Here is a 16368-nt window from a genome sequence, read left to right as displayed (position 1 = left end):
CTGCCGCGTTCGTTTCGCCAATGTATCAGCCCAAAGCCTCCCGCCGCGACAAACTCATCACGCTTGCGCTCGTCCTGCTCGTGCATGTCGGGCTGGCGTTCGCGCTGGTGAACCTGTCGGGCACGGTTCGCGAAGCGCTGCCGGAAGAGGTCGTCCAGATGTTCGACGTCACCGAACCGCCGCCGCCTCCGCCCGAACCGCCGGTGGTCGTGCAGCAGCCCGAAAAGGCCAAGCCCAAGGAACAGGAAGGCGCCGCCTCGGCCAAGAACGTCAAGAGCAAAGCGACCGAGGTCAAGGACCCCGAACCGCGCATCCCGCTGCCGGTGCCGCAGCCGATGCCGGTCAGCAAGACCCCCAACACCGGCGGGGACAAGACGCAGGGCGCCAGCAATGTGCCGGGGCCCGGGACCGGCGCCGGCGGCGTCGGTAACGGCACGGGCAGCGGCGGATCGGGCAATGGCACCGGCGGTGGCGGCAGCGGCGGCAGCGGCGTGCGCCTGGTAAAGGGCATCACCAACCGCGATTATCCGATCGAAATCCAGCGGGCCTGGCCAAAGGGCGGCCGCATCTTCGTGCGCGTCCGGGTGCAGCCCGACGGGCGGGTCAGTCAGTGCGACGTCATGCGCAGTTTCGGCAATGCCGCGGCCGATCAATGGACCTGCAGCCTGATCCTGCAGCGGGCCCGGTTCCGTCCCGCCACCGACGTCAACGGCGCCCCGATCGCGGCCTGGTTCGGCTATGTCCAGAGCGATACCGGACGGTTCGAACGGTAAAGGGCGCCGCCGGATTTACGACGGCGCCCCTTCTTAGGCCTTACTTCACATCGATGAACGGCATCGGCCCCGCGCCGGTGTAGGTCGGCAACCTGCCGTCCCAACGCTCGACCGCGCGCAGCTTGACGATTTCCGGGTTGGTCCGGATCGCCTGCGCCTCGACCTGGATCGCCTCCGCATCGCCCTTCGCTTTGGCGATGCGCGCCTCCGCATTGGCTTGCGCCGTTGCGACATTGGCCTGTGCCGCGAGCGCCGCCTGTTCGTTGGCGATCTTCGCGTTGATCTGGTCGAGCACCTGCGGGGGAACGACGATGTTGCCGGCCCAGTAGATTTGCTCGACCTGCAACCCGACTGGCGCGAAAAAGGCTTCGACCTTTTTCTGTGCCGTCGCGATCAGTTCCGCCTTGTGATCGCCGTAGATTTGCTCGACGCCGAGTTGGGCGGCGCGCTCTACGATGGCGTTGCGGATCGCGTTGCGCAGCGGCCCGGCGATGATCTGGTCCATGTCCGTGCGGTAACGCTGGAACAGGATCGACGCCTTCGCCGGGTCGACGTGATAGCTCACCGCCACGTCGGCCTTCAGCGACAGGCCATTCCTGTCCTGGAAGTTGAAGCTTTCGTCGATCGGGCTCTGCTCGGTCGACGAGGACGTCCAGGTATAGGTCCGCGTGAACACCGGATATTCGTAGATGTGCGTTCCCGGAGGCGCGAAGTACCAGCCCACGCCAAGCGAGTTCGGCCGGACGCCGCCCGCGATATTGTTGACGCGGATGCCGACGTTGCCGGGTTCGACCCGGGCGAAGCTGGTGGTCATCAGCAGCGCCGCCGCGCCCGCAAGTATCGGGAAGGCGATGACGCTCCGGCTGAATTTGCGGCGCAGGCCGCCGTTGAAAAGTCGGCCCAGCATCGGGCGGCGTTCGGTGGTGACATAGCTCATGTTTCATACTCCCTGTTCAAAGGATCTCGAGACCCATGGGGAGCGGGCGCGCGGGCGCACGAGTTGCCGCGGCAGTTATTCGCTAAGATGTTCGGGAGAGTTCGGGGTCGACGAGAGCGGGAAAACCCGCTGACGGGGACGACGAAGCAACGGCCGAAATCGCGACGGTCGACGGCCTTGTGGAAGAGCCGATCGCCACAATCTGCAAGCAGAAACTTTTTACGCCGCTAACCCGTCTCCTCAGTCAATCTCGATTGCTTGTGAATCTACGCCTTCTGTTGGCCCACGCAAGCGAAACCGGACATGGCCTTTCCGATTTTTCGCGACACGTCTCAGGCCGGGACGTCTTCCCTGATCCGCAGCATCGCCAGCGCTGCTAGCGCCATCACCGCGGCGGCGAAGGCCATGGTGTAGATCGGCTGGTCGGGGAAAAAGGCCTTCATGATCGACCCCATCACCGTTGCCACCAGCAGCTGCGGCACGACGATGAAGACGTTGAACAGGCCCATGTAGATGCCAAGCTTGGCCTGCGGCAGGCTCGACGCGAGGATGGCGTAGGGCATGGCCAAGATCGAGGCCCAAGCGATGCCGACGCCGATTTCCGCGATCAGCAGGTGCTGCGGGTCCTTGAACAGGAAGAAGCTGGCGTAGCCGAGCGCGCCGGCGAGCAGGCAGATCATATGCGTCTTCACCTTGCCGACCCGCTTGGCGAGGAAGGGCAGGAGGGTGAGGGCGGCGATCGCCGCGACGCCGTTGTAGACGGCGAACAGGACGCCCACCCAATTGCCGCCTTCCTGATAGGCGGCGCTGTCGGCGTCGGCCGATCCGAAGAAATATTGCGCCACGACCGGGGTGGTGTTGATCCACATGATGAACAGTGCCGACCAGCTGAAGAATTGGGTCACCGCGAGTTTCTTCATGATGTCGGGCATGCCGGAAAAGTCGCCGACGATGCTCGACAGCATATTGGACGAGCCGCCCTTCTTGGCCATCGAGATCGCGATAAGGGAAGCGAGGCCGTAGGCGATGAGCAGCCCGCCAAGCAGGTAGACCTCTTTTTCAAGCTGGAGGGGCGCCACCGACAGCGCGACGATAAGCCCTGCGGCGATCCAGATCGCGCTGGCGCCGTAGCTGCGCGCGGCCAGCGCGCGGATGGTGGGTGAATTGTCGGCGTCTTCGGCTTCCTCGCCGAAGCTGCGCATTTCCTCGGGGCTGTATTCGCGGGTGGTGAGGATGGTCCACATAACCGCCGCGAACAGCGCGACCCCGCCCGCCCAGAAGCTGTATTTGACCGTGTCGGGAATGACCCCCGGCGCAGCCTCGTTGGCGACCCCCAGATGATCGAGCAGCCAAGGGAAGATCGACCCGCACACCGCGCCGGCGCCGATGAAGGCGGTTTGCACCGCATAGCCGGCGGTGTGCTGGTCTTTGCGCAACATGTCGCCGACGAAAGCGCGGAACGGCTCCATCGAGATGTTGAGGCTGGCGTCGAGCATCCACAGCAGCGTCGCCGCCATCAGCAACACCGGTGCCAAAGGCATCAACAACAGCGCCAGCGAGGCGAGGATCGCACCGGCAAGGAAATAGGGACGGCGACGTCCCAGCTTTCCGAGCCAGGTCCGGTCGCTCATGTAGCCGATCACCGGCTGGACCAGCAGGCCGGTCAGCGGCGCGGCCACCCAAAGGGCGGGCAAATCGTCGAGCGAGGAACCGAGCGTCTGGAAGATGCGGCTCATATTGCTGTTCTGCAGCGCGAAGCCGATCTGGATCCCGAAAAAGCCGAAGCTGATATTCCACAAGCCCGCGATGCTTTGCCGCGGCTTTTCGTTCGTCGCCATGTTCCTCTCCCGCCGGGTCTGTCGCCCGTTGTCGGCGAACGCTGGCAGGAATGGCGGTCAAGTCAACGCCTGGCCTTGTGCATACGAATGCAAGGCGCGGCTCAGCTCGACGCGCGGACGACCAGTTCGACGGGCAGCAGCACGCTGTCGGGGGCGTGCTCCTCGATCTTGGCGATCAGCGTTTCAACCAGCGCGTCGCCAGCGCGCTTGGTGTCCTGCGCAATGGTGGTGATCGCCGGTTCGGCCAGCCGCGCCGCGGCCAGGTCGTCAAAGCCGACGATGGCGACGTCATCGGGAACAACCAGCCCTTCGTCGTGCAGCGCTCGCATCGCACCGATCGCGGTCAGATCGTTGATGGCGAAGATGGCGTCGAACGTCGCGCCGCTTTCGCGCAGCTGGCGAATGGCGTCGCGGCCCGATTCCTCCGACGCGGTGGCGTCGATCGACAGCCGATGGTCGATACCTGCTTCCTCGAGCGCACGGCGGAAACCGCGATAGCGTTCGAGATATTCGGGGGTGGCATGCGTCGCCGTTCCGAGGAACGCGATTTCCTTGTGGCCGCGCTCCAGCAAATGCTGGCCGGCAAGATAGCCGCCGCGCTCATTGTCCGATCCGACGGTCGTGCCGACCTGTCCGGCGCGTGCCGCGCCCCAGCGCACGAAATGGGTACCCTGATCGACCAGCTGTTCGAGCCGCGGCAGCGCTTCGAGATAGTCGCCATAGCCGAGCAGGATGATCCCGTCGGCCTTGCGGCTGTCTTCATAATCGACGTGCCAGTCGCCGCTGAGCTGCTGGAAGCTGATCAGCAGATCATAGCCCGCGCGCGCGCACGCTCGCGTGAGGGAACCGAGCATGGACAGGTAGAAGGGGTTGATCAGCGTGTCGTCGGGCGTCGGGTCTTCGAAGAACAGCAGCGCGATCGTCTTCGACTGGCGGCGGCGCAGGCCCGACGCATTCTTGTCGACGGTATAGTTGAGCTCGCGCGCCGCAGCGAGGACCTTGGCGCGCGTTTCCTCGCTGACCGACGGGTTGCCGGACAGCGCGCGACTGACCGTCGGCTGGGAGACGCCGGCGAGCGCGGCAATGTCAAAACTGGTAGGCCGGCGCTGGGTCACTGGGCGTCGAAAAGTCCGTTGCATTTCCGCCACGCAGCCGTGGCTAACGCCTTCGTAGAACAGGTGAATACGTATGTATAGCACCGTCGGCTAGCTGACTCCGGGGGCCACACGTGCGTAAGTCTTTGGGTAATCCAGACGCTGGATGCGGCAGGCTAACAGGTCGCCGACACACTGAGGGGATAGGGGTATATGACTTCCAAATTTGCACGTTCGCTTTACGCGACGACTGCGGTTGGCTTCGCGCTGGGCTTCATGGCCAGCCCCGCCTTTGCGCAGGATGCCGCGCCGGCCGCCGACGCGACCGCCGACACGGCGACCAAGGATGACGACGCCAAGGACATTATCGTCACCGGCTTCCGCGCCTCGCTGCAAAGCGCGGTGAACACCAAGAAGCGCGAGGACCAGATCGTCGAATCGGTCAGCGCCGAAGACATCGGCAAGCTGCCCGACAACTCGATCGCTGAATCGATCGCCCGCCTCCCGGGTCTCGCCGCGCAGCGCACCCAGGGCCGCGCCAGCATCATCTCGATCCGCGGCTTCGGTCCGGACTTCTCGGTTACCACGCTCAATGGCCGCGAGCAGACCACCACCAACGACAGCCGCTCGGTCGAATTCGACCAGTTTCCGTCGGAAGTCATGAACCAGGTCGTGGTGTACAAGAGCCCGGCCGCGGACCTCGTTCCGCAGGGCCTGGTCGGCACCGTCGACCTGCGCACCATTCGCCCGCTCGACGCAAAGAAGCGCGTGATCGCGGTCGGCGCCCGTGGCACCTACATCGGCGACAAGCTGATGCCCGACGCCAAGAACAAGGGCTGGCGCGCGTTCGCGACCTATGTCGACCAGTTCGCCGACGACCGCGTCGGCGTCGCGCTGTCGGCATCCTATACCGACGAGCCTTACCAGACGAAGGACTTCCAGGCCTGGGGCTTCAGCAAGTATAACGGCACCGACACCTACAAGCCCGACGGCATCAAGCAGTGGTTCGAAGCCAGCTCGCTGAAGCGTCTCGGCCTGATGGGCACGCTGCAAGCGGAAGTGTCTGACTCGGTCATGATGACCTGGGACGGCTTCTATTCGAACTTCAAGGACCATGTGAACCAGCGCGGCATCGAATGGCCGGGCAACAATCTGGTCGGAACGACGACTGAAAACGGGTTCCTGACCCAAGGTACCTGGAACGGCATCCACCCGATCATCGAAGGCTATGCCAACGACCGCGACGCCGACCTCTACTCGGTGGGCTGGAACACCAAGTTCGACGGCCACAACGGCTGGAAGGGCATGATCGACCTGGCTTGGTCGCGTACCGACCGTACCGACCATCGTCTCGAATCGACGATCGGCACCGGCTACAGCGGTGCCGGCCCGGCGACGGCGATCAGCTATGACTGGACGGATCACGGTCCGGAATTCACGCTGAATGGACCGGTCGATTTCGGCGATCCTTCGCAGCTTGTCCTTACCGACACCCAAGGCTGGGGTTGGACCCGCGTGCAGGCCGGTTATGACGCCGTTCGCGAAACCCGCGACGACATCAAGCAGGCGCGTGCCGAAATCGAACGCGACATCGACAGCGGTTTCATCAGCGCGATCAAGGCGGGCGTCAGCTATGCCGACCGTTCGAAGCAGCTCAAGGTCGCCGAAGGCTTCCTCGTTCCGGGCGGCACCGGCACCTGCCTGACCGGCAGTGGCACAGTCGTTAACACGCCATGTTCGATCGCCATTCCGGCCGATGCACTGGTCGGTACGATCGACTTCATGCGCGGCATCGGCCCGATTGTCGCCTACGACCCGCGCGTGCTGCTCGACAACGGGACGCTAGTGTATGACGCGAACTTGTCGAACGACGTGCTGAAGCGCCCGTACAAGATTAGCGAAAAGGTCTGGACGCCCTATGTGATGGCCAACATCAAGGCCACGCTGGGATCGAGCGACCTGACCGGCAACATCGGTATCCAAGCTGTCCACACCAACCAATCGTCGAAGGGCATCTCGTTCCTCGCCGACGGCAGCAAGATCGATACCGACGTCGGCATCAAATATTGGGAATATCTGCCCAGCCTGAACCTGGCGCTGCGCCAGCCGAGCGGGCTGGTGTTCCGTCTGGCGCTGGCCCGCGAAATGATGCGCGCCCGTCTGCCCGATATGGCGTCGAACCTCGATTACGGCACCAATGTCGGTCAGGGTTTCATCATCACCGGCAGTGGCGGCAACCCCTATATCAAGCCGTACATGGCCAATGCCATCGACTTCAACATCGAGAAGTATTTCGGCTCGAAGGGCTACATTTCGCTGCAGACCTTCTACAAAAAGATCACCCGCTACATTTCTCGCGGAACGATCGAGTTTGACTACAGCGATCTGCCGCCGCCATCGGGTATTCCGCCGATCAGCAACATCGGTACGCTGAACACGCTAGCCAACACCAAGGGCGGCAAGCTGTACGGCTTCGAAGTGGCCGGCACGCTTCCGTTCGAAGTGTTCACGCCCGCTCTCGACGGGTTCGGCATCACCGGCGGTCTTAGCTACACCAAGACCAAGGTACGCAACTTCGCCGGCCAGATGGACGTCATCCCGGGCTATTCGAAGTGGGTCGGCAACCTGACCGCCTACTACGAAAAGTCTGGCTTCAGCCTCCGCGGCAGCATGCGCTACCGCGATGGGTTCAAGGGCGAATTCCGCGACTATAAGGGTGATGACTCGCCGCAGTTCGTGCTCGATGAAACCATCTTCGACGCACAGGTGGGTTACGACTTCCCGGACAATTCGTCGCTGCGCGGCCTTTCGGTCTACCTGCAGGGCCAGAACCTGACCAACGAACGTCTCGCCACGGTCGACGGTAACGCGTCGCAGGATGATATCGCGTTCCTGCGCTATCAGACCTTCGGTCGTCGCTGGGTTGCGGGCTTCACCTACAAGTTCGGTGCGGAACGGCCTGCTCCGGCTCCGGCTCCGGCGGTCGTCCCGCCGCCGCCCCCGCCGCCGCCGGCTACCCAGACCTGCGCCGACGGTTCGGTGATCCTGGCGACCGACAGCTGTCCGCCGCCGCCGCCTCCGCCCCCGCCGCCGCCTCCGGCGCCGGAACCGGAACGCGGTTAAATGTGAATAGCGGTTCTCGGCGGTGCCCCCGCGCCGCCGGGAATGCGCTTTACCGCTTGCCCTTATCGGTCAAAGTAGGCGGATGAACGCTCCCAGCACCCAACATATCGTCATCGCCGGCGGCGGCTCCGCAGGCTGGATGGCAGCAGCAGCACTGTCGCGATTTCTGGGCGGTGCCGCGACGATTACCCTGATCGAATCGGATATGATCGGGACGGTGGGGGTCGGCGAAGCGACGATCCCGCAAATTCACCACTTCAACAATGCGCTCGGTATCCCCGAAGCGGAGTTCCTCAGGGAAACCAATGCCAGCTTCAAGCTGGGCATCGAATTCGTCGGCTGGCGCGAAGAAGGCCATGGCTACATCCATGGCTTCGGCCTGCTCGGCCGCGCGGTCGGCATCCTGCCGTTCCGCGACCTGTGGCTGAAAGGCCGGTTCGACGGCACCGCCGACGAGCTCGGCGTCTACAATTTCAACGATGTCGCGGCGCGGGCCGACCGGATGATCGGTCTGGGTCATTCGCCCAGTTCAGTGCGCGACCTCGTCTACGCCTATCATTTCGACGCGACGCTCTACGCCGCCTATTTGCGCAAGATGGCCGAAGCGCGAGGCGTCACGCGCCTCAATGCGGTGATCCAGTCGGTCGAGCGCGACGCCGACAGCGGCGATATCAGCGCGCTGGTGCTGGACGGCGACCGCCGTGTCGAGGGCGATTTCTTCATCGACTGCACCGGCTTTCGGTCCGTGCTGCTCGGCGAGACGCTGGGTGTCCCGTTCGACGACTGGTCGCATTGGCTGCCCTGCAACCGCGCGCTGGCGGTCCCCTGCGAACGGGCGGACCCGCTGCACCCCTATACAAGGTCGACCGCCCGCCAGGCCGGGTGGCAGTGGCGCATCCCGTTGCAGCATCGCACCGGCAACGGCCATGTCTACTGCGCCGACTATCTGTCGGACGACGAAGCGACATCGATCCTGCTTGACAATCTGGACGGCAAGCCGCTGGGCGATCCGCGTCCGATCAAGTTCACCACCGGTCGCCGCAAGGAAGCCTGGTCGCACAATTGCCTGGCGCTGGGTCTGGCGGCGGGCTTCATGGAGCCGCTGGAATCGACCAGCCTGCACCTCATTCAGACCGCGATTTCGCGCTTCCTGAAAATGATGCCGTCGTCCAATTCCGAACAGAAGGTGCGCGACGCCTTCAATCGCCAGATCGCGATGGAATGGCAGCAGATCCGCGACTTCCTAATCCTCCACTACACCGTCAACCAGCGTGAAGGTCAGCCGTTCTGGGACTATTGCCGGTCGATGACCCTGCCGGATTCCCTCGTCGAAAAGATCGGTATGTTCGAGGAATCGGGTGCGGTGGTGAAGGACGACGGCGAACTGTTCACCGAAGAAGGGTGGACGCAGGTCATGGTCGGGCAGGGGCTCGAGCCACGATCCTACAGCCCGCTGGCGCGCGGGATCGACGGCAAGGAACTGGGGCTGTTCCTGTCTAGCCTGGCCGAAAGCTACCGTCAGCGCGCCGCGACGCTGCCGACCCACGAACAGTGGATCGAACATGTCCAGAGCGGACGGGCCGCTGCCGCAGTAAAAGGAGCTAGGTGATGGCGCGTTATTGGCCAAGGCTGGCGGTCGGGTTCCTGATCGGCGCAGCGGTAGTGGGATCGTTGAGTGCATCAGGCCGTTCGGCGGTCCCGATCGCCGATACCCGCGCGCGTCTGCCGCAGGACGAAATCATCTATTTCGTCATGCCCGACCGGTTCGAGAATGGCGACGTGAAGAATGATCGGGGCGGGCAAAAGGGCGACCGGCTCAAGACCGGCTACGATCCTGCCGCGAAGGGCTATTTCCACGGCGGCGATCTCAAAGGCCTGACCAGCCGGCTCGACTATATCCAGGGGATGGGCGTGACGGCCATCTGGCTGACCCCAATCTTCAAGAACAAGGTGGTGCAAGGGCCCAAGGGCGACGAGAGCGCCGGCTATCATGGCTACTGGATCACCGACTTTACCTCGGTCGACCCACATCTTGGCACCAACGCCGATTTCAAGGCCTTCGTAGACGCCGCCCATGCGCGCGGGATGAAGGTCTATATGGACATCATCGCCAATCACACCGCCGACGTCATCCAGCCCGTCGAATGCGTCGATAAGGGCCAGTGCGATTATCGCAGCCGTGCCGACTATCCTTACCAGCGCAAGGGCGGGGTCGATGGCGCCCCGATCAATCCCGGGTTCAACGGCGATGCCGACGCCAGCGTCGACAATTGGGCCAAGCTGACCGATCCCAACTACGCCTTCACCGTGCGCGTGCCAAAGGCCGAAGCGCATGTGAAGAAGCCGGAATGGCTTAACGACCCGATCTACTACCACAACCGCGGCAACAGCGCGTTCAAGGGCGAGAGCTCGACCATGGGCGACTTCGTCGGGCTGGACGATTTGGCGACGGAAAATCCGCGCGTGGTGCGCGGCCTGATCGACATCTACGCCAAGTGGATCGACGATTTCGGCATCGACGGCTTCCGGGTCGATACCCAGCAGCACGTCAATCCGGAATTCTGGGCGCAGTGGGCGCCGGCAATTGTAGCGCACGCCAAGCAGCGCGGGATTCCCAATTTCACCATCTTCGGCGAGAATTTCACGGATGTGATGGAGCCGGGTCGCACCGCGCTGCGCAATCGGGTCGACAAGATGCCGAACGTGCTCGACTTCCCCTTCGCCCGGGCGATGGTCGACACCGTCGGCGGCAATGCGGCGCCGTCCGAACTGGCGCGCCTTTTTGCGATGGACGCGCTGTATGAGCAGGGCGAAAAGACCGCGCAGACCAACCCGACGTTCCTCGGCAACCATGACGCAGGGCGCTTTTCGATGTTCGTCCGGATGGGATCGCCCAAGGCCGACGCCGACGAGCAACTCGACCGGGTGATGCTCGGCCATGCAATGATGCTGACGCTGCGCGGCGTGCCCACCATCTACTACGGCGACGAACAGGGCTTCGTCAGCGACGGCGGCGACCAGGCGGCGCGCGAGGACATGTTCCCGTCCAAGGTCGCGGTCTATAACGACAACAAGCTGATCGGCACGGGCAAGACGACCGCCGATGCCAATTGGGACACCAATCACCCACTGTACCGGACGATCGCGCTGCTTTCGCGGATCCGGTCGGAATCGCTCGCGCTCCGCCGTGGTTTGCAGAAGACGCGCTTTGCCGCGGAAGAGCCCGGCCTGTTCGCCGTGTCCCGCTTCGATCCAGACACGGGCAAGGAGTATCTGTTGCTGTTCAACACCTCGACCAAGCCCATTTCCCAAAACGTCGAAGTCGACGTCGCCAGCCGCGAATTTACCGCGCTCGCCGGCCAGTGCGCGACGACCGCCAGTGCGCCCGGCAGCGTTCGCGTGACCCTTGCCCCGCTCGCCTATGCGGTATGCGCGGCGAAATGAGCGCGGACCTCGCCATGACGCGGCCGGTTGCCAACACCGCGACAAGCCCGTGGTGGAAGGGCGCGGTCATCTACCAGCTTTATCCGCGCAGCTATGCGGACTCCAACGGCGACGGGATCGGCGACCTTAAGGGTGCGACCGAGCGGCTCGATCATATCGCCAGTCTTGGCTGCGACGGGGTGTGGGTATCGCCCTTCTTCACCTCGCCGATGAAGGATTTCGGCTATGACGTCGCCGACTATTGCGACGTCGATCCGATCTTCGGCACGCTGGCCGATTTCGATGCGCTTGTTGCCAAAGCCCATGCACTGGGCCTCAAGGTCATCATCGACCAGGTCTACAGCCACACCAGCGACGAACATCCGTGGTTCCGCGAAAGCCGCTCGTCGCGCGACAATGCCAAGGCTGACTGGTATGTGTGGGCGGACCCCAAGCCGGACGGATCGCCGCCCAGTAACTGGCAGTCGGTGTTCGGCGGACCGGCATGGACTTGGGACGCGCGGCGCGAGCAATATTATCTCCACAATTTCCTGAAGGAGCAGCCGCAGCTTCACGTCCACAACCGCGAGGTGCAGGACGCGCTGCTCGGCGTCGCGAAGTTCTGGCTCGACCGCGGCGTCGACGGCTTCCGCCTCGACGCGCTCAATTTCGCGATGCACGACCCGGCGCTGACCGATAATCCGCCGGTCGCCAACCCGGCGAAGCGGACGCGTCCGTTCGATTTCCAGCATCATTTCCACAACCAGAGCCACGCCGACATTCCCGGCTTCATCGAACGGGTGCGGGCGCTGATGAACCGCTACGACGCGGCGTTCAGCCTGGCAGAGGTCGGCGGCGAACAGGCGCCGCAGGAAATGAAGCTCTACACTGCCGGCGACGCGCGGCTGAACAGCGCCTACGGTTTCGACTATCTCTATGCCGAACAGTTGACGCCCGATGTCGTGCGCGACGCCATCCGCAACTGGCCGGGCGGCGAGGGCGAGGGCTGGCCGAGCTGGGCATTTTCCAACCATGACGCGCCGCGTTTCGCCTCGCGCTGGTGGCCGGAAGCGGAGCGGGATTCCTTCGTCCGCGTCGCGATGCTGCTGCTGGCGTCGCTGCGCGGCAATGCCATCATCTATCAGGGCGAGGAACTGGGCTTGCCGCAGGCGCACGTCCCGTTCGAATTCCTGCAGGACCCCGAAGCGATCGCCAATTGGCCGCAGACGCTGGGCCGTGACGGTGCACGCACGCCGATGCCGTGGACCGACGCTGCGGACGGCGGTTTCGGCAGCGACCGGCCCTGGCTGCCGGTCGATCCGGCGCATTTGAAGGTCAATGTCGCGCACCAGGACGCCGACGCCGGCTCGATCCTCAACTGGACGCGCAGGGTCATTGCGCTGCGCCACCAGCATCCAGCCCTGCGCGAGGGCAGTATTCGGTTGGTGGACGGGGATCACCCAAGCATCGTCGCGTTCGAACGCGAAGCAGGCGGACAGCGACTGCGCTGCGTGTTCAACCTGTCGCGCGATACGATCGCCAATCCGGTAGCGGGCGGCAGCCTGCTGCTGGCTACAGGGTCCGCCGATCCTTCGGCCGAAGCCCTTCCCCCTGCGTCAGGATATGTCGCCCTATGTTGATCCGGCTGCTTGCACTCGCCTCCGCCCTGTTGCTTGCCACGCCGGCCGCGGCGCAGGAGGCGAAGGTTCAGTCGCCCGACGGATCGCTGTCGGTCACCGTGTCGCTGAACGGTGAAGGCCGGATCCAGTATCGGGTCGATCGCGCGGGCAAGGCGGTGGTCGGCGACAGCCAGCTCGGCTTCCTGTTCACAGACCAGCCGCAGATGCTGCGCAATTTCGCGCTGGCTGGGCAGCGGACGAGCGACCATGACGACACATGGACCACGCCGTGGGGCGAGGATCGCACGATCCGCAACCACTATCGCGAACTTGACGTCGACCTGCAGGAAAAGACCGGCCTCAAGCGCAAACTGACGCTCGAATTCCGCGCTTACGACCAAGGCGTCGGGTTCCGCTATCGCCTGCCGGCGCGCGGCGACGGGGCGGCCTGGAATATCGCCGAGGAGCTGACCCAGTTCAACATTGCGCAGGACGGCAAGGCGTGGTGGGCGCCGGCGTTCGAAAGCAACCGCGAAGAATATCTCTACCAGTCGACCCCGATCAGCGGCATCGGCACCGGCCAGACCCCGCTGACCATGGTGCTCGCCGACGGTACGCACCTGTCGATCCACGAAGCGGCGCTGGTCGACTATTCGGGCATGAACGTCGCGCGGGCCGGGGGCACGCTGCTGAAGGCCGTGCTGACCCCTTCGTCGAGTGGTGCGAAGGTAAGCCGCGCGGGTGCGTTCGCCACGCCTTGGCGGATGCTGACCATTGCCGCCGATGCGCCGTCGCTCTACAATGCGCGTAACCTCATCCTCAACCTCAACGAGCCCAACAAGCTGGGCGACGTCAGCTGGGTGAAGCCCCGCAAATATGTCGGCATCTGGTGGGGCATGCACCTCGACACGCAAAGCTGGGCGTCGGGGCCGAAGCATGGCGCGACGACCGCCAATGCGATGAAGCTGATCGACTTTGCGTCAAAGAACGGCATCCCCGGCATGCTGGTCGAAGGATGGAACGTCGGCTGGGACGGCGACTGGTTCGCCAACGGCTGGGACTTCAGCTTCACCAAGCCCTATCCCGATTATGATTTCCCGAGGATCGCCGCCTACGCCAGAAAGAAGGGCGTCCACATCATCGGCCATCACGAAACCAGCGCCAACATCGCCCATTATGAGGACGAGATGGGCGCCGGGTTCGATTACCTCAAAGGCCTTGGCGTCGATGCGGTAAAGACCGGCTATGTCGCCGACGCCGGCGGCGTTCAGGCACGCGCGGCGGACGGCTCCATCCAGTTCACCTGGCATGAAAGCCAGGTCATGGCGCGCCACCATCTGAAAGTGGTCGAGGAAGCCGCCAAGCGCCACATCATGATCAACGCCCATGAACCGATCAAGGATACGGGCCTGAGGCGCACCTACCCCAACTGGATCAGCCGCGAAGGACAGCGCGGGACCGAATATGACGCTTGGGGCGTGCCCAAGAACCCGCCGCACTACCAGACCGAACTGCTGTTCACCCGGATGCTGGCGGGGCCGATGGATTATACGCCCGGGATCGTCAGCCTGAAGGGCCGCGGCAACACCGACATCCAGTCGACGCTGGCCCGCCAGCTGGCCTATTATGTCGTCATCTATTCGCCGGTGCAGATGGCTGCCGACCTGCAGGAAAATTACGAGGCCAGCCCGGTCGCGTTCGACTTCATCAAGCAGGTGCCGGTCGACTGGGACCAGAGCCGGGTGATCGCAGGCGAGATCGGCAACTATGCCGTCGTCGCGCGCATGGACCGCAATTCGGCCGACTGGTATCTGGGCGGCATCACCAACGAAACCCGGCGCAGCGTGACGCTGGCGCTTGATTTCCTGAAGCCCGGCACCTCCTATGTCGCGTCGATCTGGCGCGACGGGCCAACCGCCGAAGCCGGTGCGAAGGGCAAGGACATGGTGCGCGAAACGAAAACGGTCAGGGCCGGCGACCGACTGACGCTGGACATGGCGCCGGGCGGAGGCTTTGCGATCAGGCTGGCCGCGCCCCGCCGCAAATGACGCATCCGGGACAGGTCGTCATCCTCGGCGGGGGGACCGCCGGGTGGATGGCGGCAATGCTGTTCAACCAGCGCTGGGGGACGCGCGGGACGCGGGTCACGCTCGTCGAATCGAAGGACATCGGGATCATCGGCGTCGGCGAGGGGTCGACCCCGCAGCTGAAGCATTTCTTCGACACGATGGGCATCGCCGAAGCGGACTGGATGCCGCGCTGCAACGCGACCTACAAGACGGGGATCGAATTCGTCGGCTGGTCAGACCTGCCCGGCTACGAACGCTACTTCCATCCCTTTCCAACCGCGCTGGACGGTCATAGCGTTCCGCAATTCTTCCACCATGCCTTGCTGCGCCGAAATGGGCGCGACGTGCCGGCTCATCCGGATCTGTGGTTCGTCCCGACCGTTCTGGCGGATCAGCGCCGGGCGCCGCTGACCCCGGTCAATTTCCCATTCGAGACGACATATGGCTACCACTTCGATAGCTACCTCGTCGGCGACTATCTGCGTGAGGTGGCGACGGCGCGCGGCGTCGAGCGCTTCGAAGCGACGATTGCCGACGTCGAGCTTGTGGACGGCGACATCGCGGCGTTGGTGGCCGATGACGGACGGCGCATCACGGGCGACCTTTTCGTCGACGCAAGCGGCTTCCGCGCCGCACTGATCGAAGGCGCGCTAGGCGAACCGCATATCAGCTTCGCCGACAATCTGTTCAACGACAGCGCAGTCGTAATGCCCACGCCCGTCAGTCCAGAAGGACCGGAGGTCGCGACCCGTGCCACGGCGCTGTCGGCGGGCTGGGCTTGGCATATTCCGCTGACCAGCCGAACGGGCAACGGCTACGTTTATTCCTCTCGCTACATCACGCCGGAGGAGGCGGAGGCCGAGCTGCGTGCCCATGTCGATGCCGGACCGGATGTTGAAGCGCGGCACTTGAAGATGCGCGTCGGGCGGGTCGAACGCAGCTGGGTCCGCAACTGCCTTGCGATCGGCCTGGCGCAGGGGTTCATCGAACCGCTGGAGGCGACCGCGCTCCACATCGTCATGGCGACGGTCGAAGGATTCCTCGACGCGGTCGATGGCGGCGGCGTCACTGCCAAGATCCGCGACGACTTCAACGCGCGCATAGCCTGGCGCTACGACGGAATTCGCGACTATATCGCCTGCCATTATCGCGCCGCTCAGCGCCGCGACACCGACTATTGGCGCGATGCCACCGGCCACGACCATCTGTCCGACGACCTGAAGGCGATCTTCACGGCCTGGTTTACCGGCCAGGACGTCGCGGCCGAAGTGAAGCGCCGCAAGATCGACGGCTGCTACAGCGCCGTCAGCTGGCATTGCCTGCTCGCTGGCTACGGGAGTTTTCCAGACCCCGCCAAGCTTCGACCGGTCGAACCCAATATTCGCACGGCTGACATGGACGAAATGGCCCGCTTCGTTCACGGTTGCGCACTCAATTATCCGATGCATACGGATGCATTGGCGAAATTGTCCGCCTGACCACTTCGCAAGCC

Annotated in this window: 10 protein-coding genes; 7 read left to right on the top strand and 3 right to left on the bottom strand. The window is 64.0% G+C overall.

What is annotated here, in order from left to right; genetic code table 11:
* Nucleotides 1-20 precede the first annotated feature (20 nt).
* Entirely contained in the window at nucleotides 21-773 is a 753-nt protein-coding gene (locus G570_RS13910) for an energy transducer TonB (RefSeq protein WP_051504453.1), read from the top strand.
* Nucleotides 774-813: 40 nt separating this feature from the next.
* On the opposite strand, the gene G570_RS12810 is transcribed toward G570_RS13910, so the two are convergent.
* The 3 genes from G570_RS12810 to G570_RS12800 all read right to left on the bottom strand — a co-directional run bounded on the left by G570_RS12810 (nucleotide 814) and on the right by G570_RS12800 (nucleotide 4687).
* Nucleotides 814-1710 (bottom strand): SPFH domain-containing protein, encoded by an 897-nt coding sequence (locus tag G570_RS12810; RefSeq protein ID WP_245600307.1) that lies wholly within the window; start codon nucleotides 1708-1710, stop codon nucleotides 814-816.
* 332 nt (nucleotides 1711-2042) lie between these two features.
* The gene (locus G570_RS12805) at nucleotides 2043-3548 is read right to left on the bottom strand and encodes an MFS transporter (RefSeq protein WP_037503085.1); all 1506 of its coding nucleotides are present in this window, start codon (nucleotides 3546-3548) and stop codon (nucleotides 2043-2045) included.
* 101 nt (nucleotides 3549-3649) lie between these two features.
* Nucleotides 3650-4687, bottom strand: coding sequence for a LacI family DNA-binding transcriptional regulator (locus tag G570_RS12800; protein ID WP_037504211.1), 1038 nt, complete (start codon nucleotides 4685-4687; stop codon nucleotides 3650-3652).
* A gap of 168 nt (nucleotides 4688-4855) precedes the next feature.
* Between G570_RS12800 and G570_RS12795 the strand changes: the two genes are divergently transcribed.
* From G570_RS12795 to G570_RS12770, 6 genes are all read left to right on the top strand, one after another.
* Nucleotides 4856-7765, top strand: a complete 2910-nt coding sequence (locus G570_RS12795; protein ID WP_051504451.1) for a TonB-dependent receptor — start codon at nucleotides 4856-4858, stop codon at nucleotides 7763-7765.
* Nucleotides 7766-7847: 82 nt separating this feature from the next.
* Nucleotides 7848-9374: a tryptophan halogenase family protein gene (locus tag G570_RS12790; RefSeq protein WP_037503083.1), complete on the top strand. Its 1527-nt coding sequence runs from the start codon at nucleotides 7848-7850 to the stop codon at nucleotides 9372-9374.
* The gene (locus G570_RS12785) at nucleotides 9374-11209 is read left to right on the top strand and encodes an alpha-amylase family glycosyl hydrolase (protein ID WP_084607720.1); all 1836 of its coding nucleotides are present in this window, start codon (nucleotides 9374-9376) and stop codon (nucleotides 11207-11209) included. Before G570_RS12790 ends, G570_RS12785 begins: the two co-directional genes overlap by 1 nt.
* Nucleotides 11206-12828 carry an alpha-amylase family glycosyl hydrolase gene (locus tag G570_RS12780; RefSeq protein WP_051504601.1) on the top strand — a complete coding sequence of 541 codons (1623 nt, stop codon included), beginning with the start codon at nucleotides 11206-11208 and terminating at the stop codon, nucleotides 12826-12828. Before G570_RS12785 ends, G570_RS12780 begins: the two co-directional genes overlap by 4 nt.
* On the top strand, nucleotides 12822-14855 hold the full coding sequence (locus G570_RS12775) for a glycoside hydrolase family 97 protein (RefSeq protein WP_037503076.1): 2034 nt from the start codon (nucleotides 12822-12824) through the stop codon (nucleotides 14853-14855). The genes G570_RS12780 and G570_RS12775 overlap by 7 nt, the downstream gene beginning before the upstream one ends.
* Entirely contained in the window at nucleotides 14852-16354 is a 1503-nt protein-coding gene (locus G570_RS12770; protein ID WP_037503072.1) for a tryptophan halogenase family protein, read from the top strand. Before G570_RS12775 ends, G570_RS12770 begins: the two co-directional genes overlap by 4 nt.
* Nucleotides 16355-16368: the final 14 nt, after the last annotated feature.

Origin of the sequence: Sphingomonas jaspsi DSM 18422, assembly GCF_000585415.1 — a bacterium.
In the GTDB taxonomy this organism is placed as follows: Bacteria; Pseudomonadota; Alphaproteobacteria; order Sphingomonadales; family Sphingomonadaceae; genus Sphingomicrobium; species Sphingomicrobium jaspsi.
Note: the sequence above shows the minus strand (reverse complement) of the source record. Positions and strands in the feature narration are given on the sequence as shown.

Bases quoted from the DNA above. Each gene is read 5' to 3' on its own strand.
- G570_RS13910 (WP_051504453.1), top strand. From the start codon at position 21: ATGTATCAGCCCAAAGCCTCCCGCCGCGACAAACTCATCACGCTTGCG.
- G570_RS12810 (WP_245600307.1), bottom strand. From the start codon at position 1,710: ATGAGCTATGTCACCACCGAACGCCGCCCGATGCTGGGCCGACTTTTC.
- G570_RS12805 (WP_037503085.1), bottom strand. From the start codon at position 3,548: ATGGCGACGAACGAAAAGCCGCGGCAAAGCATCGCGGGCTTGTGGAAT.
- G570_RS12800 (WP_037504211.1), bottom strand. From the start codon at position 4,687: ATGCAACGGACTTTTCGACGCCCAGTGACCCAGCGCCGGCCTACCAGT.
- G570_RS12795 (WP_051504451.1), top strand. From the start codon at position 4,856: ATGACTTCCAAATTTGCACGTTCGCTTTACGCGACGACTGCGGTTGGC.
- G570_RS12790 (WP_037503083.1), top strand. From the start codon at position 7,848: ATGAACGCTCCCAGCACCCAACATATCGTCATCGCCGGCGGCGGCTCC.
- G570_RS12785 (WP_084607720.1), top strand. From the start codon at position 9,374: ATGGCGCGTTATTGGCCAAGGCTGGCGGTCGGGTTCCTGATCGGCGCA.
- G570_RS12780 (WP_051504601.1), top strand. From the start codon at position 11,206: ATGAGCGCGGACCTCGCCATGACGCGGCCGGTTGCCAACACCGCGACA.
- G570_RS12775 (WP_037503076.1), top strand. From the start codon at position 12,822: ATGTTGATCCGGCTGCTTGCACTCGCCTCCGCCCTGTTGCTTGCCACG.
- G570_RS12770 (WP_037503072.1), top strand. From the start codon at position 14,852: ATGACGCATCCGGGACAGGTCGTCATCCTCGGCGGGGGGACCGCCGGG.